The following is a 22,180-nucleotide window of genomic DNA, read 5'->3' on the forward strand; positions in this document are numbered from 1 at the left end:
CTCCCAAATGTCGCTTATTGCTTCCAAGTCTCTATTAATTGACTGGCGATTGTATTCAGCTTCTCTGTTGCCGTACCCGAAATCAGCTGCTGAGCTTGAACAGCTGCATCGTTGATGTAGCTTAAGAAATCCTCCATGTAAGCAACCGCCTGCTGTTTGCTTTCTTGATCCAGCAAAATCTGAATGATCATCAGCCGGTAGTTTAATTGGGCGGCGAAGGTCTGATTGATGTCTCCTGATGCCCTATATTCCCCAATGATATCACTCATATCGCTCAACTTGTACGGCACACTCACACTCTCTATAGTCACAGCAGCATCAGCTGTATTGGAATAATGGATACCATCGTAGACTCTGAAGGTGAACTTATCATTGCCGCTTGCTCCTGCATGCGGCGTATAAGTAAACGCGCCTGTTGCGGCATTCGTGATCGCTGCTGTTCCTTTGTTCCCGTTTGTTACAATACTGTAGGTTAACGGGTAATCCCCGGTATAATTGGCACTCAGTACACCGCTATATACAACCCCAGTCTGTGCAGTCAGCCCTATATCATTAGCAATAGCTGTCGCTCCCCCAAACGAAGCATCCAAGGCATACAGTCTGCCCTCACCCGGAGCAAAGCTGGCGGATAATGCACCTGTTGCCGGGTTGTAGTTGGTGTCTACCTCTTGCCCGGTCGTCTTGGAAACTTCTTTCACAGAAGCGGGCTTTGGAGACAGGTCAAAAGATAGCGTTTGTGCATGCTCGGAATCCCTGTTCACCACCATCACATACTTCCTGCCTGCTTGATTGGAAAAATACCCGATGGTCGCCGGTTTGCTGCTGTCGGCAGGCTGCCAGAAGAAATCATCCGGCACTGCCGTAGTCGAGTCAGGAAGCGTCCCCGTCTGATACACGGCTTCCGAGGTCAGTGACTTCAAGGTCGTTCCAAGAAACTGTACTTCCGCATTGATATTTTTTGCCCAGTAATACGATGTATTTCTTGTACCGTCTCCCAAAATGATAGCATTCGTATGCCCCTCGGGTTGGAAATAAGTATAGAACATATACCCTTTGGCCCCATAGGCAAGATTCGTATAGATTTGGAAGCGCATTTCGGACTCCGTAGGCATACGCAAGCCAGTGCTCTGCACGGATTGAATATAGCTCCAGAAATCTATACCGGCCAGTAAGGCTTGTCGTCTTATGACTTCCAGGTTGGCAAAATAGTCCTCGCTCATCCCTCCCCAGCGGGAGAATGGATAGTGGTCGAACGAAAGCACATCCGGTTTTTTACTTGCCCAGCGATATACATAATCCTCATAAGTTCCACCTTGAATGTCTTGATCGATCGTAAACCACAAATCTGCATCAATGGGCGTGCCGGCTGCATAGGCCGTACCGTCATTCACCCAATTATGTCCGGTATTCGAACGAACTACACCGTCTATCGACGACCCGGTACCACTTAGTGCCAGCTCCATATAATACGTGGTATCTGCCTGGACATTGGCATTCAGATGAAATTGCGGCCAATCCGTAGCCGACTCTGTCCTTTGAGCGCTTGCAATTAAATTCCCTTTAGCCGGGGAATCCCAAAGCTTAAGTGTGACCGTTTCTCCTGCTCCCCATGTTTGATGATCCAACCAAACCTGAACGGTGGATATATGAGTTTGATCCTGCTCTGTCTGGATTGTTTGCCCTAAGGGCTGGGTGGAAGTAAGCTGCCCGGTCGTATAGACATCAAGACCAAGCTGTTCATCAGAAGCGTAGTTTGGATACAAGTTAACAAACACCATATGATTGGGATCATTCATTTTTAAACGTCTTGCAGCCTCCTGCAGCTTCGCCATTTTAAAGATGTCCGGTTCATCAAGCAAATAATAGCCTTTTGTCGCTTCGTAGTTTTTGTAGTCTCCTGCTATTCCGTCCAAGTTCGTATCGGAAGGACGATTACGCGCGCCATCACTATAAACAAGCTGCGCATAGATGATATCGAACGCAGCATCCACATTTTGCGCTGTACCGTTCACATAAGCCTGCCCTTCAGGATAAGAATCATTGGTGCTTGCTGACAAGGATATCGGGTCAGTACTATTGCTCGTCAGCTCCATATAGTAGGAAGTTTGACCTGTGACTGGTATAAGCCGAAGGTTAAAAATATGCTCTGGAGAACTAATTGTTGTACTTTTATACAAAGTTTGTTTAGCCGGGCTATCGTAAACACTTAGTGTAGCTGTCGTACCAACGGGCCAAGGTGCCTGATCAAAATCAAGCTTTACATCCCAAAGATACCAGCCATTGCCGCTAACCGGAAAAGTAAACGTCTGCCCTAAAGATTGTGTATTACTTACCGATAGAGTACCGCCAGCCGCAGCTTGAGAAAGCTTATAGTCATCGAAAGCAAAGCGGTCATCGTTCACAATAATTTTAAAATCATTTGCAGCTGCAAGATTTAACGCTGCATCATTCAAATGAGGCTGTGTCACACTGTTGTTGCCAATGAAAAAATTAGCGTTCATCTCTCTCATTTCTTCATATCTTGCTTGTGTTGTATCGGCTGGCCCCGGTGGCCAAAAAAGACCGATGGGAAACGTGTTGGGTACAACAGGCACAGCTGTTAAGGAAAAATCGTCACAATAGGCACTTCCAGTCTCACCACTTGGCCTGTAACAGAAGACGCGGAGGCTAGTATTGGTTGGACCGGTCTTGAAAGTAACCGTACCTTTTGAATAGCTGTTGCCCGTTAGCGTTGTGGTAAGGATATCGCCGCCGTAATCCCTCACACCGATAAATATCGCCCCGCTATCCATTTTGGCATAACCTGTCAGCTGATAAGTGGTGTTAGGAGATAATCCGCCTACGTACTGATTTACTTGCGTGGTTTTTTCCGTAAGTTCAGCTGCATAATTTCCTGTTCTAACGTTTGCGGATAGGTTCGTAATCGAAACCGAGCTTTCCCTTGACCATGGATCCAATGTCCCGCTCTCAAATCCCGGGTTCACAAGCAGATTCACCTCATCTGCTGCTGCAGGTTTGGTACTCCCCATTAAGCTGCTTACTACTAACATAAGAACCGCTAAACTAAAACATACAGTTTTCCGTGCAAATTTCCATTTCATCATAAATACCCTCCTGATTTTCATGATATCCGCAACCATTTCGTAAGCCCGATTTCGCCATATCAGCCATATCAATTGTACAGATGAACAGAATCGCTATAGGCCGTTTCGCTAATATCCAATTCTCACCCCCTTTCAGCAGACTTCCATTATGTTTCTAACAATTGCTTCAGTTTGATTTTCCGCATCCGGAGACGGCGCAGGCAGAAGCGCTCCTTCGCATTCCCGGCGGCGTATGCCAGCAGTAAAGAATCATCAACGAAATGGATCGCCGTATAGCAGAATCCCGCATCCTCTTCGGTTTCGATAGCCAATTCTGCCCCCCATGTTTTCCCTTCATCGCTGCTGACCGACAGTACCAGGGGGGAACGCCCCCCAGCATGCCGCTCATAAACGCGGGTCCGGTAAAGCGGAATTGGATTCCAGACCGCCATTAGCTCGTTGCTAACTGGAATACGCTTCATACTAAGAGGTGACGGTGGTGAGGTGAAAAGAGATGGCGTAGGTATGCTCCAGGTTTCCCCCCTATCTGCTGAATAGGTTTCATATTGGCAGCCCATATCCGTGCGAATCCATGCCCACAAAGAACCATTTGCCAGTTCGATAACACCAGGTTCCTGACAACCCGTCTCAGATCTTGCAGCAGGAAGTGTATGGGGGGAACTCGATTCCCGCCAAGTTCTCCCGTCATCGTCTGAAAAGAAAAAAGTCAGCAGGGCGCGGAAGTTTAACGAATCCAAATCAACCGTACTATGGCCCTGCATACGATAATACGCCGAAGGCACTAACAACCGTCCATCGGACAATTGGATGACACGGTCATTATTAACGGTGTAATACCCTGGGCCTGGCATGCAGCAGACAGCATCTCCCCAGGTGTTCCCTTCGTCAGACGAACGCCGCAGATGCAGCCGGGTATCGTGCCAGCCTTGCCGGATCAGATAGAACAGCCCAATGTCACCGCTGCCGAGCCGCAGCAGACTGACACTCATAATATTTAACGCACCATATTCGGCGGGACTCGCAATCAGCTCAGAATCTGACCAGCTATCTCCCCGGTCCTCCGAGTAACGTTTTGCTACCATAGCACAGGCATAATCATCTTCAGTTTCACCAACAAAACAACTGTATACGAACATCAGCCGCCCGTCCTTCAACTCGATAAAAGCACCTTCGCTGTTGCGGGGATTATCCTCCGTTGGCGCAAGCTCCAGTACTACTTTTCCATAACTATCATGTTTCAACACGAATTCCTCCTAATACCTTGTTAGAGTGATTACGCTGGTTGATCACATTTTAATCGAGCCGGATGATAAGCCTTCAACAAACTGCTTGCTCGCAACCATAAATAACAGAACGAGCGGGAGAGAAGCAATCACATAGCCTGCGAACAAAGGTCCATAATCGGTATATTTTTGTGTAAAGTAAAGTAAACCAACCGGTATAGGCTGCTTCTCGATATCCGTTATGACCATAATGGGCCAGACATATTCGTTCCATGAGCTTAGTATATTGAGCACAGCCAAGGTTCCAATAATCGGCTTCGATAAAGGCACAACGATGGAGAGCAGCACTCTTGCTTCACCTGCCCCGTCGATCCGGGCCGCCTCAAACATCTCTTCCGACAGCGAAGCAAAGAAGGCTCGCAGCACAAAGATACAGAACACTTGGCCGGAGGCGATATAGGGCCCCCACAAACCAAGCCAGCTGTTGATCAATTCCAGACGGATCACAATACTAAATAGCGGAACCAAAGTGAGAACAGTTGGAATCATCAGGAGTGAAATGATCAGGAAATAAATGTGCTCTTTCAGAAAAAAGCGCATCCTGGCAAGCGGATAGGCCGCCATGCAGGAAACAACGATAACCCCGACTACCGTAACACCGCTGATGATAAAGCTGTTCAGTATATATTTGTGAATCATTCGCCAGGCGCTGATGTAGTTGTCCACATGAAGCGGAAAAGTTAGCGTCCAACGATGCTGCATAAATTGGTTCACGTCCTTAAAGGACAAAAGAAACATCATCACAAACGGGATGACCGTCAGAATCCCCAACAAAGCCAAGGTGACATGTTTAAGGCCGGAACCCAAGGTTACATTTCTCATGGTTTCTTCCCTTTCTTAATGCTGATCGAACTCCGTCGGCGATTTCAGAAATTTATTGTTAATCACTGTTAAGGTGAATATCATCACGAATAGGACGACACCAATTGCGCAAGCAAACCCGAGCTGGCTATTATTTACGGCTTCGCGATACATGATGTACCCGGGAACAGTAGTCGTATTCGCAGGGCCCCCATTGGTCAATACGAGCTGATAGCTGAACGCTTGCAGCACAGAGATGATCGACAAGATGACTAAAAGCTTGATTTGTGACACTACGAGTGGAAGCTCAATGCGCAAAAACAAAGTGACCCCGTTAGCCCCATCCATGATAGCTGCTTCCCTCAAAGAAACCGGAATACTCTGAAAGCCTGCTAAATATATGAGCACGGATACTCCGGATACCCAGGGAAAGCCAATCAGCAAGAGGGAGGGAAGAGCCATCCTCATACTCCCCAGCCATAGGGGCAAGTTCTCCTCAGGTACACCAACCGCTGAGAGAAAAGCATTCATCAGACCGACATCCGGGTTCAAAATAAACTGCCACAGCAAAATAATAACCATACCAGGAACAACAAGCGGGAAAACAAAAAGCAGGCGGTACATATTTTGCAACTTGCCGTGCTTCACTCTGTAAATCAGCAGGGCGACCAATAAAGGCGCGGTGATCGAAATGATCATATTAACCAGGGCGAACCAGAACAAATTCAGAAAAGCAATGCGAAATTCCTCCGTAGTAAAAATCGTCTTAAAATTGTGCAGACCAACAAACTTCGCAGCCAGAAATCCATCCCAATTCGTAAATGAGTAATAAAAAGCCGAGAGCGCCGGGTAATAGCTGAATGTAGCCATCATGACAAGGGTCGGCAGAAGAAACAAATACGCTTTTATATTTACTTTCCGCTTTTTCTGCTTATTCTTGTAGTTCTGCTCATTCGGCTTGTAGTCCAGGCGCTCCGGCAGTTGTACCTCCATATAGGCCATAACCATCTTCCTTCTTTAAAATAGCTCATTATCGTCTAGGGGCTCCATCTTAGGAACCCCTATCTCATCCAGCATCCAGCAAGCGTTACTTCACCCAGCCGGGATTGGCCGCCGCCAAACGGTCAGCCGCTTCGTTGTAATACTTCAGCACTTCTTCCGAAAACTTCTCAATTGTCCAATCGCCGTTCACGTAAAGCTGCATCGCTGCTTTCATTTTATCCTTGAAAGGCGCATCCAGAAGAGCATGGTAGCCCTGCATAATCGTTAACGGTATGTCTTCGGCGAACGTTTCTTGACCTTCTGGCGGAGCCGCGCCGATAATATTAGGCATCGTACTCCCTTCCTTTGCAATACGGGTCATATGCTCCGGACTGCTTAAGAACATCAGGAAATCGATAATAGCTTCCACTTTATCCGGCTCTTCCTGCTCCAGATATCCGGGAACCAGCCATTGGGCAGGCCCCCAAGGTCCATAAATTTTGGCTGCTTTACCAGATGCCGCAGGGGCTATATCCTGTGTAATGGCCGGAAAATTGAACGTTCCAAACTCAAACGGCACCTTGGATGCTTCCAGGTAATCGCCAAACTGGTTACCAGCCAGCATCATAGCCCCTTTGCCCGCCATAAACATCTGTTCGGCATCCAATTGCGCATTAAAGCCCTTTGGCCAATATTGCGACCATTCCTTGATCAATGTCCATTGTTGCTTCACGGCGTCCGCATTTGGGAACTTGCCTTCTTTGATCGCTTTGACCGTCTCCTGCGGTTCCAATCTTCCGTTACCGCTTGTATCTATGTCCCCAATCTTATCTAGCATAAACTGACTATGCATAATCGTGTCCGACCAGGGAGCATCGGATGCCGACTCCGTACTGAACACCATTGGAGTTACACCGGAGGCTTTGATTGTCTCCTGAACATCCATAAATTCCTTCCACGTCTTTGGAGGAGACAAGCTGAGGTTATCGAAAATACTTTTGTTGTAATAAATACCGATGGCAATTCCATCTCCTGGAATGGTGTAGATTTTTCCATCCGGCGCTTTAACCGTGTCAAGAATACCAGGGGCAAACGTATCCTTCCATACTTTGTTCTCATTGTACATATTAGGCTTATTCAGCCATGGGTCCATGTCGAGAAACCAGCCTTTTTGATAATGAAGCCAAGTATCCTCGAAATTGCTCCAAAATATATCAGGCGCATCCTTGCTCAGCATTCTGGCCTGCAGCCATGCCTTGCGATCGGGTGCTGTCACTTCAACAAATTCAATGTTGATATTCGGCTTCAGCTTGTGATATTCTTCGGCAAGCTCCTTCATGACTTGATGTACAGCAGGATCCTTGGTCGTGCTTTCACGTGGAAAATAGCCCTGCGGATCAAAGGTAATCGTCCAATTTTTTGCCGGTTTATCAGCCTCTTTCGTCGGCTCCGAGGTACTTTTTGCTGCTTCAGGTGAAGGTGATATCGTTGTCTTTGAATCACCGCTGGAGCAGGCAGAAAGCAATAAAGATAATGCCAGCACAGTTCCTGTCAACATACGTCTTAATCTTCTTTTTCTCATGTTCTTCCCCCTACTTGTTTAGTGCAATGGCAGGTTCATGTAGAGCAACGGTCACATGGATCATACCTCTCCTATCCCTGGCCATATTCCCAATTTACATTTGCCCCATCGCTTACCCCTATTATAAATCCGTAACAAACAACCTTACATAACTGCAAATGACATTACTTTGCTCCATTTGACTAATCTAAGAAAATACTTGCGGCGTCCTTTGAGGAGAATGTTCGTTACGTGGGAGCGTTGCGGAGGGAATGGCTGTGGGCTCCAGCCGCTGTTAAAGATTTGTTCCTTTGATTGGTACAAATGAGGAGGTAGGAACAAATCTTTAAAGGCGGACGCTAACGCTCTTCCTCCCACAACCATCCCCTCATTCAGCTACAATGACACGAACACCAAGCTCAAACGGACAGCCAGCAAGCGTTTCTCTCTTGGTTAGTGGAGATTTCCTAGCGGGTGCAGGCTCTGGAGATGAAAAGCCCGCGCAACTGAGAGGGTCTGCTGCTTTAACGACTTTAACGATTATTTGATTTGCGCCCTGTAACTTGTTGGACTCAGGCCGACATGCTTTTTAAATAAAATACTGAAATGGGCCGGATCCTTGAATCCGACCTCGTAGGCAATCTCATTCGCTTTCAAATTTGTTTGTACCAGCCTGTGCTTCGCCTCCTCGATCCGGTAATACCAAAGCAGGTCACGAAAATTTTGCCCCGTCTCCTTTTTGATCAACCGGCTGAGATACGAGGGATTCATATGGAATTGCTCGGCCAGCCTGGGGAGCGTCATATCTTCTGTGGAATGAACCCTTAAATAGGTGCTGATCTCTTTGATAAGCCCATTCATCGATTGCTTCACGACGGTGGCAATGCGATCAGCAGTTTCCTGAGCCCACCTCTCCAGATACTGCATCAAGTCGACCAATATATCAAAGGACAAGACCGTTTTGTGCACCTGCAGACGGACCTCCTCAGAAGTATAAAGATGATACTCCTCAAGAAGCTCTTCACCCCTTTGAATGATACGTAAGGCAAACGTATGTATATTCGTTTTCGTCAATCCTTTAAGCATCATTTCCCTGGAGATGGTCAGCAAGTAAGGCTGCACCCGCTCCTTTTCCCCTCTGCGAAGCATGCCTGCCAGCTCACGGAGCTGCTCTTCCTCCCGGTTAATTTGTCCCTCTATCAGACCTGGCAGGGCATCGTAAGAAATGATCGATCCTTTACCAAGCAGCATCCGGTAGTCGAAACAATCCTTGATCTCCTTCCATGCCTCAGCCAGATGTGCTAGTGAGGGCTGAATTTTGCTAACGCCAATGGATACGGTGAAGGGTAACGAAGCTTTGCAGCACTCCAGCATATCACGGGCCATTTTCAGGCTGTCCTCACGCATACTCCACATTTGTACAGTCGGTTGAAACAAAATAAGATACATCCCCTTCCGATCCAAGTAAACCCAATAATCGTAAGGATAATAGATCATGCTTCCAATGACTGCTTCTTTCAATGCCAACAAGGACAAGACTTCCCCGGAATCGTTTAATACATCGCCATTGTCAATCACCACACAGATCACGAGTATATGGCGGTCCTCCAGCTTCATTTCATGGAGAACTTCCTCTTTGTACGTTTCTTTCACATTCGCGCTCAGCATCAACTGAATGGTTTGCTCTTGACGCAGGCTGTTATCCTGGCTTGCCCGTTCGCCCCCTTGCATAAGCAGCTCAACAGCATGAAGCAGCTCCGCCGTTTGAATAGGTTTGAGAATGAAATCAACCGCCCCCAGCTTCACGGCATGCTGCGCATACTGAAAATCGCTGTAAGCCGTCAAGAAGAGAAAGCGGATATGAGGAAACCCCGCCTTGATCTGCTCCGCCAGCTGAATACCATCCATTAGCGGCATTCTAATATCTGTAATGACAAGATCCGGCTTATCCACAGAAATCCGCTGCAGCGCTTCAACTCCATCGGCAGCCACACCGGTTATTTGACAGCCCAAATCGCCCCATTCCTTCATATTGGCAAGATGGTTGCGAATCCGCTCTTCATCATCAACGATTAAAATTCTCATGATATCCCTTCCTTCATCAGCGTAATGGGCAGCCGCAGTCTCACAAGCGCACCGGCTTGCTGCGGCCCCACATGGCCTATCGTTAAACCATAACGGTTGCCATAGAGCAGCTCAATGCGCTGCCTTACATTATTTAAACCTATTCCTGAGCTTCGGCCGTCCCTGGACGATAGTTCCGGTCCTGGTCCATTGTCTTCGATCTCTATGATCAAGTCATAAACCTCTATATAAGCACGAATCGCAATAACGCCTTGGATAGCAGTCCGGTCGATTCCATGAATAATTGCATTTTCCACAAGCGGTTGTAAAATAAGCTTTGGCACAATGACCTGACGCAGCTCATCTGACACATCCATGGTCCATATCAGCCGTTCCTCATACCGGTATTTAGCCAACTGCAAGTAGTAAGAGACAAATTGAAGCTCATTGGCCAGTGGAATCAAGTCGCTGCCGGGAGAAATGGAAAACCGGAAAATTTCCGCCAGCAGGCGGATCATATCCGGAATCGAGGACGATCCAAGCTCTTTGGCCATAATATTAATCGATTCCAAAGTGTTATAAAGAAAATGCGGATTGATCTGAGCTTTGATCGCCTTCAGCTCAGCTTCTTTATTCAGCAGCTCGACCTTGTACACTTTTTGGATCAGATCGCGTATATCTGTGATGAGATGGTTGAAGCTGACACACAGCCGGCCAACTTCGTCCTTGGTCCTAATATTGTCGATCGTCTCATAAACCTCCTTCTGGGCTTTCCCCATCAGCCTGCTTAGCCTTGTCAGCGGAGTAGTCACATGCCGCAGCACGATGACCGTCAGGAGCAGTACCAGGACCCAGGTAACCCCGGTAATCAGTAAGGTAAAATAAGCCAGACTATCGATTTCCTGATGGAAGGCGGCTTTGGAGAACAGACTGATAAAACGGAACCCTGAATAGGCGGATTGCCGCTCCAGAACAATGATCTCTTTATTAGCTGAAGGTTTAAAGCGGGTGCCGACCCGCTCAGGATCGGCATTAGAGAGAATCAGTCCACCGGTATTAGTCATATTGAACTCTGTACTTCCATAAGATGAATATGCCTTAGCGATCCTATCCGGCCTCAGCATAATCATAATCAAGCCAGCTTTTTTACCTGTGGAGAAATTTGTAATTTCCATCGCACCAGCCAGACGCCCATGATCAGCGAATGGCGCCCATACGAAAGCATCCGGTTGTTCCTGCGCCATAGCTTCCAACGCTTCCATGGACTCCAGCCTGAATTCACTCTCTGAATAATAAAGCTGGCGGTTGGCATTCATGATGTAGATCGCGTCTATAAACTCATTGCTTTCCATCAGATCAGACAAACGTTGATTCACACGCAAGCTTCTGCCGGATTCCATCACCGTCTCAGCATTGAAGTAATCTTCCCGTAATGTGGTTTCAACGAAGTCGTCTTTTTGAATCCGAACCGCCATATCTGCAACATCCTGTAAATAACCATCGATCTTATCTACCATCTCAACCAGGGATTGTTTTTTGGCATCTGTAATTTTAGCTTCCAGAATATAGCTTGATTTATAATAAAATATGCCGATCACAAGCATCAAAGGAAGTAAAGTCAGGAGCGAATAAATAAGAATCATTTTATTGAATAGTTTGGAGGCGAATAAGTTCCAGAGACCTGTGAATACTTTCCGTGAGTACGTAAAGAACAATACCTTCCCCTCGCTTTCCCCTTACAAAAGCTTCGGAATCATTTGTAAATATGCGGATTTTGCCGCCTGCACTCTTCCATAACAGCCATCTGTCTGCGAATTTGCTCTGGGGTAATCTCAAGTGGAGCACCCGCTGTAAGTGTGTGGTAAAGGCTTTCATACATCTGCTGCGTCATGTATTCAAATCTGCTCTCTTCCGCTGAAGCTTCCCAGTTGTGGTGGTACCATGTCAAATCTTCACTGCAATAAGCCGGCTCCCCCTGATTGTTAATAAGAGGCACACTTACCAGCTCCTGCTGCGGCGCCTCCTCTGGCTTAAAGTATTTCCATTCCAGCCGCTGCGGATTGCCATGCAGCCCGCCAAGCTCTCCCTGAATCTTAAAGCTGTCGTCCGGATAAGCCGAGCAGGAAGAAACCTCCATGTCAATCGTTGGCCGGCCCTGGCCCCGCATGATCAGCTTGACATAATCCTCAGCATCGCCAAACGTATTGACCCGGTCCATGATGCAATGGATTTGCGGCATCATATCCGCTCCGAACAGTTGGAGGGCCTGATCCAGCGTGTGAGAGCCAACATTGGAGAGATTGCCGCCATTGCTGCTTTGCAGGGTTTGCCAGTCCCATCGCCTCGCAAAGGCGCTGTTGTTGAAATCAATCTGAATGATGCGGCCCAAAACACCCGATTCGATCACCCGGCGTATTTGGACAAAGGCAGGCAAATATCTGGATTGCTGGAAAATAGCGAGCAGCTTTCCCGACTTGTTAGAAGCTTCGATCAACAGATCAACCTCGGCTGTAAGCCTTGCTAACGGCTTCTCACAAAGCACATGAAACCCTCTCTGCAGTAAATCCAGAGTAATTGGGAAATGTAAATGACTTGGCGAGGTGTTGATAACCAAATCCAATTGTTCCTGCTCCACCATCGCCTCATAGGTTTCGTATGCCCTGCAGCCAAATCGTTGTATGGCGCTCTCTCTGCGCTCCTGCAGCAGATCCACGACAGCAGTAATTTGGTAATAGTCACTCATATGGATCAGGTGGTTAGCGTGGATATCCCGTCCACTGCGGCCCTGACCAATGATTCCTACTTTTAAAGCTTGGCTAGTTTTCATCAATGATTTACCCCTCTACTGTAAGATTATGACACTCAGTAATGTATCTCTTCATTCAACAGCCACTTCCTGTTTTCCTGCTGCTTATTTAGGTCGTTTAATCATACCCTACTATTTTCTTCGCAAAATAAAGAAGTCCACCAATAGGTAGACTCCTAATTACTAATTTACCTCACTGCGTTTGAGTTGCATGAAGTCCACATTTTTTATCCTCTATTCCTTATAAATGTCAGCAAACGGAATTTTACTAATCCGCAGCCTTCTAAGACAGCTTCTATCTTCCCGATTTCCAGCGCAGTAGGCTAATAGCACAGCATCTTCAGTAAAATGAATGGCTGTGTAGCAGTACCCGCTGTGATCCTCTGTTTCTGCCGCGAAATAGCGTTCCCAGGTTTGCCCTTCATCCTGGCTTATCGCCCCGACCAAAGGAGTACGTCCTGCGGTATGCCGCTCATAGGTGCGCAGCTGGTAATTAGGAATAGGATTCCATATAGCCAGCAGGTCGCCTGTCTGGGGAATCCGCTTCATCGTAAGCGGCGAATTCGGTGAAGTAAACACCGACGGAACCGGAATACTCCATGTCTCTCCCCCATCTGAAGAGAACGTTTCGTATTGACTCCCCATATCTGTCCTCATCCAAGCCCACAACGTACCGTCTGCTAGTTCAATCACACCGGGTTCATCCAGGCCGGATCGTGAACGCGAGCTCGGCAGCGTATGGAAGGACTTCGATTCTCTCCAACTCCTCCCATCATCATCGGACAGGTAAAATAACAGCATCGCCCTTTCGTCCCATGAACTCCAGTCTACCATGCTCTCCCCTTTCATTCTGAAATAACTGGCCGGGACGACGAGTCTCCCACTCTTCAAACGAATGACTCTATCGTTGTTCACATTAAAATATCCGAGTCCGGGTATGCAGCATACGAGCTCCCCCCAGCTTTCCCCTTCATCTGCAGAACGTCTTACATATAGGCGCGTATCATGCCAGCCTTTACGAATCAGATAAAACAATCCAATATCGCCATTACCCAGACGCAGCAGGCTTACGCTCATAATATTGATGGCCTCGTGGTCCTCTGGCGTTGTAATAATCTCATCATCCGTCCAATGGATACCGCCATCATCGGAATAACGTTTAGCAATGACCGCGTACCCATTGTCTTCCGGCGAATCTCCAATAAAGCGGCTGTAAATAAACAGCAGCCTCCCATCTGTCAAATCAATAAATGCGCCCTCGCTATTGCGCGGATTCCCTTCGCCAGGCGGCAGCTCTAAACTAACATGACCGATTTGTTCCATTTCCATACTTTGAACCCTCCCAAATGAAATGTAGGTTACCCTTTAATGGAGCCTGTTAAGACTCCTTTTGCAAAATGCTTTTGTAAAAACGGATATACACAAAGAATCGGCAGCGTCGTAATGATAATAACCGCCGCTTTCAAGCTCTGGGCTGTCGGCTTTTCCATCATCCCAACCATCATGGCTGTATTTAATTCCTCAGATGTCATGGAAAGCACAATCTGTCGCAGTATAACCTGCAGAGGCTGCAGACGTGTATTGTTGATATAAATAGTGGCATCAAACCAGGCGTTCCAATGACCGACCGCATAGAACAAGCCGATAGTAGCAAACGTTGGCAGGCTTAAAGGAAGGACGATTCTGACCAAAATGCCAAAGGGAGAAGCTCCGTCAATCGTCGCCGACTCTTCCATCTCCACGGGTATCTGCATAAAGAAGTTGCGCATAATAATCAAATTCCAGGCACTAATCAGCCCCGGCAGTATCATCACCCAGAACGTATCTAGCAGCTGCAGACCCTTCAATAGCAAATAGGTGGGAATGAGCCCTCCTCCGATCAGCATTGTAATAAAAACAAGAGTGATAAAGCCGTTTCTGCCCGGCAGCCCCTTTCTTGACAAGCCGTAGGCCATCATTGAAGTGAGCAGCAAATTTAGAAAGGTCCCCACCGTTACTCTAAGTAGTGTAATTCCATAAGCATTGTAAATAGTGGAGCCTTTGCTAAGCAGCACCTTATAGGCCGTAAAATCGAAATGCTGCGGCAGGAGTATAAGATTTCCCCTGCGAATAAGCTCGCTTTCGCTAACAAGCGATGAAGAGAGCACAACAAGAAACGGCACAACAAAGGATAAAGAAATCGCCACCAAAAATGTGTAATTGCATACCTGAAACACCGTTTCAGCAAGCGAAACCTGTTTTCGACTCAAGTCACTCCCTCCTACCAAATACCATCTTGATGTAACTTCTTAGCCAGATAATTCGCTCCAAGCAGCAGCAGCAGGGCAATGACGGATTTGAACAGGCTGACTGCCGCTGCAAATGAATACTGTAATTCACCAATTCCTTTGCGGTACACATAAGTATCAATGATATCCGCCACTTTATACACAGGTGAAGAGTAAAGCAGGAAGATTTGCTCGAATCCGGCATCCAGCAGTCCGCCAACGGCAAAGATAAACATAAGCACGATAATAAACATCATCCCAGGCAGTGTAATATGCCAAACTTGCTTAAGTCTCCCTGCACCATCCATAACTGCAGCCTCATACTGCTGGGTATCAATGCCTGAAATCGCTGCCAAGTAAATGATGGTGCTCCAGCCGACTTCCTTCCATATCCCCGATACTACCAGCACGGAGCGGAAATAATTCGTATCACCCAGGAAAAAAATCGATTTCATACCAAGCTTCTGCAGCAGGGCATTGACAAGCCCGCCGTCTGTGGAAAGCAAAGTCGTTACCAGTCCTGCGACAACAACCATCGAGATAAAATGCGGCAAGTATGATATCGTCTGCACCGTACGCTTAAAAAGAACATTGCGTACTTCATTCAATAAAAGCGCAAGCAAAATAGGTGCCGGGAACCCGAAAACGATCCGGTATAGACTAATGACTACTGTATTCTTCAAGATATCCCAAAAATAAAAGGAGCTCACAAAATTCCGAAAATGCTTAAGCCCCACCCATTCACCGGTAATGATCCCCTGAAAGCCGTCAAAAGGAGAGATATCCTTGAAAGCAATAATAATACCGTACAGGGGGACATAGTGAAATAACAGAAAATATACGATACCGGGCAAAATCAGCAAATAATAAAGCCTGTTCTTGCGGATGACGGAAATCATTGACTTCCAACCGCTTTATGATATTGGTCTGTATAGACTTCAATCCACTTGTCCAAACCAGCCGTGTAAAGCTCCTGAATAAACTTGTCATAATCGCTGATCGGCCTTGCCCCCATAATAAACTTTGTAACTTCTTCACCGATCATTCTTTTGATATCTGCCTTATTAGGCAGCTTCTCCGTAATTTCCTTCTGGTCGTAACGATAAGCCGCATCCAGAGTAAACGCCTTCTTGACTCTGCTTGTATCCCCGCTGTATTTACCCAGAAAATCAAATTCAGGCTTGCTTGCCGGATCGCTTGGAGCGAACTGCACCGTGTAAGCAAACGTGCTGCCCGTTAAAAACTCACCTACATAATCCTGGTTCAGCCGCTCAAACACATGGTTCTTCTCATCCGTGTACCTCCAGTGCTTATCCTTGATACCGTAAAAAATACTTAAATAATTGTTGATATCGGAATGAACCCAATCGAGCAGCTTAATGGCAGCCTCCGGATTTTTGGACTTTTTATTCACAAACCATCCTATTGTCGGCAAATCCGGCATCGTCGTAATATTCCCCTTTGGCCCTTGAAGCTCATCCGGTACCTCATACATCGCTTCGGGCACATTTTGCTGCAAGGAATCGAGGATATTGGTTACAACCGAATAGTGAATGACATTGGAAGCAACCCTGTTCTGCTTAATTAATTCACGCATTTTTTCGGCATTAATCGTAAAGGTTTCCTTATAGATATAACCCTTCTGATACCAGTCGGCCATTTTTGCAATAAATTCTTTATATCCCGGATGCAGCTCCGCAGGTTTAATTTTACCGTCCTGATCCAGCCAATCACCGTAGCCGGTATCCATATAGCCTGCTGCCAAGGCCAGATTTAAGCCTTCCAGATTGGTGATCATGGGGATCGTTTGACCCGAACCTGCAGGGTCCTTTTCCTGGAACTCTTTTAGAACGTTTTCAAATTCATCGATCGTTTTGGGCATCTCCAGATTCAGCTTCTTCATCCAGTCAGACCGCAGAAATACAGCTTTCTCAGCTAACGCCGGCACGATGGGAATGCCCCAAATTTTGCCTTCGGTATCGGTAAGAGCTTTCCAGGAACTATCCCATTCTTTGGGCCACAATTTCTTAATATGGTCCCCGTATTGATTGAGCAGTTCATTTAGCGGCTGTATCGCTCCATGATCCCGAAACGTATTGACATCTCCCAAAAAAATATCAAGCGGCTCATTGGATGCAAGCAGCAAATTCAGCTTTTCCGGCACCTGCCCTTTGGGGGGGATGATGGGAACGACTTCGAACCCGGAATTGTCCATAATAAACTGTTTCACGAGCTCCAGATCCTCCGCTTTACTGAGTGTGGATGCAAGCGTCAGATTGCCGGCGTTGGCATACGTGTACACCTTTTCAATTTTCTTGGCAGCATCTGTGGACGTTGGGCCGCTCGTAGTGTTGTCCTTTTCTTTTGAAGTGCATCCATACAGTGTCACAGTGAGCAGACAAGCAGCAAGTAGGCAAGCTCCTTTTTTAATCATGCAATAACCTCCCTTGAATGTATATTTGTTAGCTAACAATTAGATCGTACGGCATCCGTTCATATTTTAAAATGTGACTATTCTTACTTTTGGCCAAATGCTAAAAATAAGATCATTTTTACAAACTCAGTGCAATAGCCTATGCAGGCAGATCCTCAATGTTTGGCCGTGAAAGATTTTCTGTATTCCCCTGGCGTGGTTCCGGTCAGCTCTTTAAAAATACGGATAAAATAGTTCACCTGCGTATATCCCAGCCTATCGCTGATTTCATTCACTTTCATGTTCGTTTCGATAAGCAGCTGTTTACTTGTATCGATTCGCTTCTTAGTCAAATAATCGACAAAGCTGATTCCCTTCTTTTCCTTGAAAATTCTGCTGAAATACGAAGCGTTTAAATGCAGCCGGTCTGCGATCCAGGTTAAGGTAATTTGCTCCAATTGCGCCGTTTCCATCATTTCTATTGCTTTTTCAATGTAATGATGGTTCTTTGATTTAAAAGCGTTATGAATATAAGCAGCCATTTGGGTAATCATGCCCTCAAACCAATCGATAATGGCGCCAAAATCCTTCAATTGCAATAAAACATAATAAGGCTCCTGCTTCATATGCATCATTTTGGTAAGATCAAGGCGCAAGTGATCGGCTGTCTCCATAAAACTGACCATTAATTGAATGAAAGCCCGCTGTAGCTGACAGAAGCTTGTTTTGGCCTCCTGCGACTTTAAATCTTTGACAAATTCATTAAAAACCCGGATAGCGTGATCCCCCTCCCCCTTCTTGATGTAATTGTTGAGCAGCGTTTCTTTATCCTTGGGGTAAAGTAAAATCGGAGCGCTTTCCAGTCTGACATCGTCGATGTAAATGACCTCCCCCGTACCCACAATGCTCCGGTACCTGACGGCCTCTTCCGCCTCTTCGAATGCCCTGGATAAATGATAAACAGTCGGGCAATGCTGGCCAATGCCAATGGTGCAGTTCAGATCGAGCTGCTGCTTAGCTTCGTCCTTCAGTTGTTCTGCCAGTACAATCATTTGTGCAATGTCATGCTCATCCCCATTCACAACGATCGTGAATAAATCATCATACATTTCAACAACAAACCCTCTGTGCATTTGCATACAATGATAGTTTAATAGATCGAGCAGCTGGAGCTTAAGCAGATTATTTCCTTTGAAATCCGATGCTGCCGCATCAGGACGCTCAACGTACACATTCAACAATATCAGTTGTTCCAGCTGAACCTCGATGCCGAACAGCTGCATTCTCCCCGTTATTTCTTCCGTACTATAACGGTTATTTTTAACTAGAGAGACCAGAAATTTCTCCTTATAGGCAGGAAGGCTTTCATTCAATCTCGCCTGCAGCCCCATTCGATCCTCGACCGCTGCTTCAAAGCTCGTTTGAATCCACTTCAGCTCATCATAATGAGGCTGCTGCTCGTTACTGTTACTGTTCCTCGGCTTCTCGGTGGAGTCCAGACTTCGGATATATGCAACCATCCGGTAAATCGGTCTATAGATCGTCCTGCTCGTCAGAACAGTTAATAATAGGGTGAGCGTTAGCAAAATCACTGCAGTTAACAGAATTAAACCGTTCATATGCGAGATGCTTTTGTACAATTTCTCTACATTTACCGCACTGACAAAAGTCCAGCCCAATAACTCCGAGGTTTTGTAAGTAACCAGCATATTCGTGCTTTCATTCTCAATGATTTCCGACTGCGATGGATTCAATGAATTTCCTCTCACATTTTGAATTTCATTAAATTTTTGATAAAACTTATTATTTCCATCATCAATTAATAGCTTTTTCCCTTCGGATAAAACAAAAAATGTATGTTCCTTATTGTTTTCCAGTTTCCTAATAATATTTTGATACATTTTGTCCGCATCCAGATACACGACTACTTCATTGGATTTACCCGTTGATTTGTATATAACAGGAATTACTTTTTTAAACGTATTTTCGTTGATTTTGATCCTTAGAGTCTCTTTAAAATAAGGGTAAGCGCTTACTTGTTGAGGTAATTCAGATTGCTCAAGCTTCACTTGATTATTTTCATCGATTCCGCCATCAGGACTTGTCGTTGTTAGCACAATTCCTTTGGCATGATCGACCAGGTGAACCGAATAAATAAAGTCGTTGGATGTCTTCAGATTATTCAGCATTAACAAAACATTTGCTTTACTATATACATAAGAATGAAGCAGGGGCAGATCCTCGGCATCAATGCTTCCATGGATGCTTTCGTAGTAATTACCTCGTGGGAAACCTTCGAAATCCCTAACCGCCTTGTCAAGTGTAAGCTGTTCAAAGCTTCGGTTTATTTGCTGAATCACAATTTCCACCGCGTTAACCGTTTGATTCAAATAATTAACACTGGCATTGCGAATTTCCTCCTCCATAGAGCTCTTCATATTGTGATAGAAAAAGGCAGTGAGCAGCAGGATTGGCAGCAAAGAGACAATCATGGTATAAGCGATGATCTTGAAAAATAAATTCCGTTTTCTTTTAGCCGCAAGCAGTTTTTTAAACATAATAACTCCCCCTTTTTGATATAATGGTCAGACCAAAAAAATGAGAACAATACAACCTCAAATAGATTTCTGGCTTCTCTTGTCAGTGAGCCAGCCCTCCAAATATTAGGGCTGCTTATATTCACTTTTGGCAAGCAGACGCTCCACAAACACACTAACGGCCATGGCGGCAGAGTGATCTTTATTTTGAATAATCGAGAAATCTCGTCCTATTTTCCCATCAATCGGAATTTCACAAATCTCTCCAGCCTCCAATTCCTTGCGTACGACCAATCTGGACAAAATAGCGATGCCCAGTCCGGCAGCTACGGCTTCCTTGACTCCCTGGCTGCTGTTGAATACATAAGAACGCTTCATAACAAGACCTGCATCTTGTATGTATTGCTCACTGAAGGCACGAGTGCCTGATCCGCTCTCCCGAAGAATCCACACTTGATCCTGCAGCATCGCTGCCTGAGCCTTACCCGCACTTACGTGGGATAACGGATGTTCAGGAGAGACGATCAGCGTCATTTCATCCTTCATATAAGGGGTGACCGTCAGGTCAGGATGCGAAACTTCACCTTCTACTAATCCAAGATCTAAACTGTTAGAACGGACAGCTTGGGCAATTTCTTCTGTATTTCCAATATGTACTTGAATATCAACTTCCGGGTAATGATGAACAAACTCAGCAAGCAGCCGCGGCAATATATATTCACCAATCGTAAAACTGGCTCCGATCCGGATGGATCCCGTCACGACATCCCGCAGCAAATGAATATCTTCCTTCGCCTCTTCATAGAGAGAGAGGATCACTTTGGCACGCTTATATAAAATCTCTCCTGCCACTGTGAGCTTCACCAGTTTCGGCGAACGGTGCATGAGCTTGGCTCCAAATTCATTTTCAAGATTGCGAATCTGCAAGCTCACACCTGGCTGGGATAAATTCAAAAGCTCGGCAGCGCGGGAAAAGTTCTTTTGTTCCGCCACTGTTACAAACACCCGAAGTGTTTCTACGATCATGGAGTCCTCCTAAGAGTTTTGTCTAAGCCTAGAACCACATTATAGACCAAATAAAAGAGGGCAACAATCCTCATCATAAGTTTTACTCATGATGCTGATAGCAGATCGGTATTTCACTTCCCCCTCGAACGGTCGTATAGTGAAGCCATAGAGAAAGCGCTATGCTCAATTACGAAAACGAGGAGTGAGGGCAATGACAACGATACACGCCCTGCCAAGTATACAGAAAATCAAACAAAAAATAAGCATGAAAATAAGAATGAAAAAAAACATGAAAAAGAGCTTCGGCTTCGCGCAAGGAATAGCGATTACTTTGTTACTAGCTCTGCTGGCCAAATATGCTGCCGGCTTTCCTATTTTAAGCATAATGGGTCAGCTTGTGATCGCTATCCTGCTTGGAATCGCCTGGAGAATCGTAGTGGGTGTGCCGGATCAGGCGGAGGCAGGCATTGCTTTTTCGAGCAAAAAGCTGCTGAGATTCGGCATTATCCTGCTGGGCATGCGGCTTAATCTAACCGATATTGTTCATGCGGGACCCAAAGTGCTGGCGATTGCGGTGATCAATGTGACATTTACGCTGCTTATCGTCTACGGAATCACAAAGCTATTTAAAGTCGAACAAAGGCTCGGCATCCTGACAGCCTGTGGAACTGCGATTTGCGGAGCGGCGGCTGTAGTGGCGATTTCGCCCCAGATCAAAGCTACAGATAACGAAACAGCCATCAGTGCAGCAACCGTAGCTATCGCCGGGACCCTTTTCACCCTAATCTACACGTTGCTTTACCCGGTACTCGGTCTGAGCAGCAGCGGTTACGGCACCTTCACAGGAGGCACACTTCATGAAGTTGCCCACGTTATCGCCGCGGCAGCGCCAGGCGGGCAGGAAGCGATAGACTTGGCGGTTATCGTTAAGCTGACGAGGGTTGCACTGCTGGTTCCGGTAGCCATTCTTATCGGGATTTGGAACAGCAGGATGGAACACAAACAACAAGGAACAATGTCAAAAACAAGCTGGAAGTCCATTCCGATGCCATGGTTTATCCTTGGATTTCTCGCGATGAGCGGCCTGAATACCCTCGGTATTCTCCCGGCCGCAATTAGCAATCAACTAGTAATCGCAGCTTATTTGCTTATAGCTATGGCCATGGCAGGGCTCGGACTCGGCGTCAACCTCACAGCGTACCGCCGCTCCGGTATGAAATCTTTTGCAGCCTGTTTGCTTGGTTCGGTATTGCTCACAGGCCTTGGCTATGCATTAGTTCATCTATTTGGACTGAATTAGCCAGCAGCAGCGTTATTTGAAGAGCCTTCCCTAAAATGATATCATATAGTATCTA

Annotated in this window: 15 protein-coding genes; 1 reads left to right on the plus strand and 14 read right to left on the minus strand. The window is 46.3% G+C overall.

Annotated features, from left to right (window positions below; translation table 11 throughout):
• Positions 1 to 14 precede the first annotated feature (14 nt).
• The 14 genes from J2Z66_RS05120 to J2Z66_RS05185 all read right to left on the minus strand — a co-directional run bounded on the left by J2Z66_RS05120 (position 15) and on the right by J2Z66_RS05185 (position 20,843).
• On the minus strand, positions 15 to 3,104 hold the full coding sequence (locus J2Z66_RS05120; protein ID WP_209970266.1) for an FIMAH domain-containing protein: 3,090 nt from the start codon (positions 3,102 to 3,104) through the stop codon (positions 15 to 17).
• Positions 3,105 to 3,250: 146 nt separating this feature from the next.
• Entirely contained in the window at positions 3,251 to 4,345 is a 1,095-nt protein-coding gene (locus J2Z66_RS05125; RefSeq protein WP_209970267.1) for a sialidase family protein, read from the minus strand.
• 45 nt (positions 4,346 to 4,390) lie between these two features.
• Positions 4,391 to 5,209, minus strand: coding sequence for a carbohydrate ABC transporter permease (locus tag J2Z66_RS05130; RefSeq protein WP_209970268.1), 819 nt, complete (start codon positions 5,207 to 5,209; stop codon positions 4,391 to 4,393).
• A 15-nt stretch (positions 5,210 to 5,224) separates the two neighbouring features.
• On the minus strand, positions 5,225 to 6,190 hold the full coding sequence (locus J2Z66_RS05135; RefSeq protein ID WP_209970269.1) for a carbohydrate ABC transporter permease: 966 nt from the start codon (positions 6,188 to 6,190) through the stop codon (positions 5,225 to 5,227).
• Positions 6,191 to 6,275: 85 nt separating this feature from the next.
• The gene (locus tag J2Z66_RS05140) at positions 6,276 to 7,751 is read right to left on the minus strand and encodes an ABC transporter substrate-binding protein (protein WP_209970270.1); all 1,476 of its coding nucleotides are present in this window, start codon (positions 7,749 to 7,751) and stop codon (positions 6,276 to 6,278) included.
• 519 nt (positions 7,752 to 8,270) lie between these two features.
• Complete coding sequence (locus tag J2Z66_RS05145; protein ID WP_209970271.1) at positions 8,271 to 9,815, minus strand: response regulator transcription factor; 1,545 nt, start codon at positions 9,813 to 9,815, stop codon at positions 8,271 to 8,273.
• Entirely contained in the window at positions 9,812 to 11,509 is a 1,698-nt protein-coding gene (locus J2Z66_RS05150; protein ID WP_209970272.1) for a sensor histidine kinase, read from the minus strand. The genes J2Z66_RS05145 and J2Z66_RS05150 overlap by 4 nt, the downstream gene beginning before the upstream one ends.
• Positions 11,510 to 11,547: 38 nt before the next feature.
• On the minus strand, positions 11,548 to 12,621 hold the full coding sequence (locus J2Z66_RS05155; protein WP_209970273.1) for a Gfo/Idh/MocA family protein: 1,074 nt from the start codon (positions 12,619 to 12,621) through the stop codon (positions 11,548 to 11,550).
• 213 nt (positions 12,622 to 12,834) lie between these two features.
• Positions 12,835 to 13,929, minus strand: a complete 1,095-nt coding sequence (locus tag J2Z66_RS05160; RefSeq protein WP_209970274.1) for a sialidase family protein — start codon at positions 13,927 to 13,929, stop codon at positions 12,835 to 12,837.
• Positions 13,930 to 13,958: 29 nt separating this feature from the next.
• Positions 13,959 to 14,849 carry a carbohydrate ABC transporter permease gene (locus tag J2Z66_RS05165; protein WP_209970275.1) on the minus strand — a complete coding sequence of 297 codons (891 nt, stop codon included), beginning with the start codon at positions 14,847 to 14,849 and terminating at the stop codon, positions 13,959 to 13,961.
• Positions 14,850 to 14,860: 11 nt separating this feature from the next.
• Positions 14,861 to 15,766, minus strand: a complete 906-nt coding sequence (locus J2Z66_RS05170; RefSeq protein ID WP_209970276.1) for an ABC transporter permease — start codon at positions 15,764 to 15,766, stop codon at positions 14,861 to 14,863.
• Positions 15,763 to 17,301 (minus strand): extracellular solute-binding protein, encoded by a 1,539-nt coding sequence (locus tag J2Z66_RS05175; protein WP_209970277.1) that lies wholly within the window; start codon positions 17,299 to 17,301, stop codon positions 15,763 to 15,765. Before J2Z66_RS05175 ends, J2Z66_RS05170 begins: the two co-directional genes overlap by 4 nt.
• A 155-nt stretch (positions 17,302 to 17,456) precedes the next feature.
• A complete protein-coding gene (locus tag J2Z66_RS05180) occupies positions 17,457 to 19,838 on the minus strand; it encodes a helix-turn-helix domain-containing protein (RefSeq protein WP_209970278.1) in 2,382 nt (793 codons plus the stop codon).
• Positions 19,839 to 19,943: 105 nt separating this feature from the next.
• The gene (locus J2Z66_RS05185) at positions 19,944 to 20,843 is read right to left on the minus strand and encodes a LysR family transcriptional regulator (RefSeq protein WP_209970279.1); all 900 of its coding nucleotides are present in this window, start codon (positions 20,841 to 20,843) and stop codon (positions 19,944 to 19,946) included.
• Between the two features lie 247 nt (positions 20,844 to 21,090).
• On the opposite strand from J2Z66_RS05185, the gene J2Z66_RS05190 reads away from it, so the two are divergent.
• Positions 21,091 to 22,125: a YeiH family protein gene (locus tag J2Z66_RS05190; protein ID WP_209970338.1), complete on the plus strand. Its 1,035-nt coding sequence runs from the start codon at positions 21,091 to 21,093 to the stop codon at positions 22,123 to 22,125.
• Positions 22,126 to 22,180 lie beyond the last annotated feature (55 nt).

Source organism: Paenibacillus eucommiae (assembly GCF_017874215.1).
In the GTDB taxonomy this organism is placed as follows: Bacteria; Bacillota; Bacilli; order Paenibacillales; family NBRC-103111; genus Paenibacillus_AI; species Paenibacillus_AI eucommiae.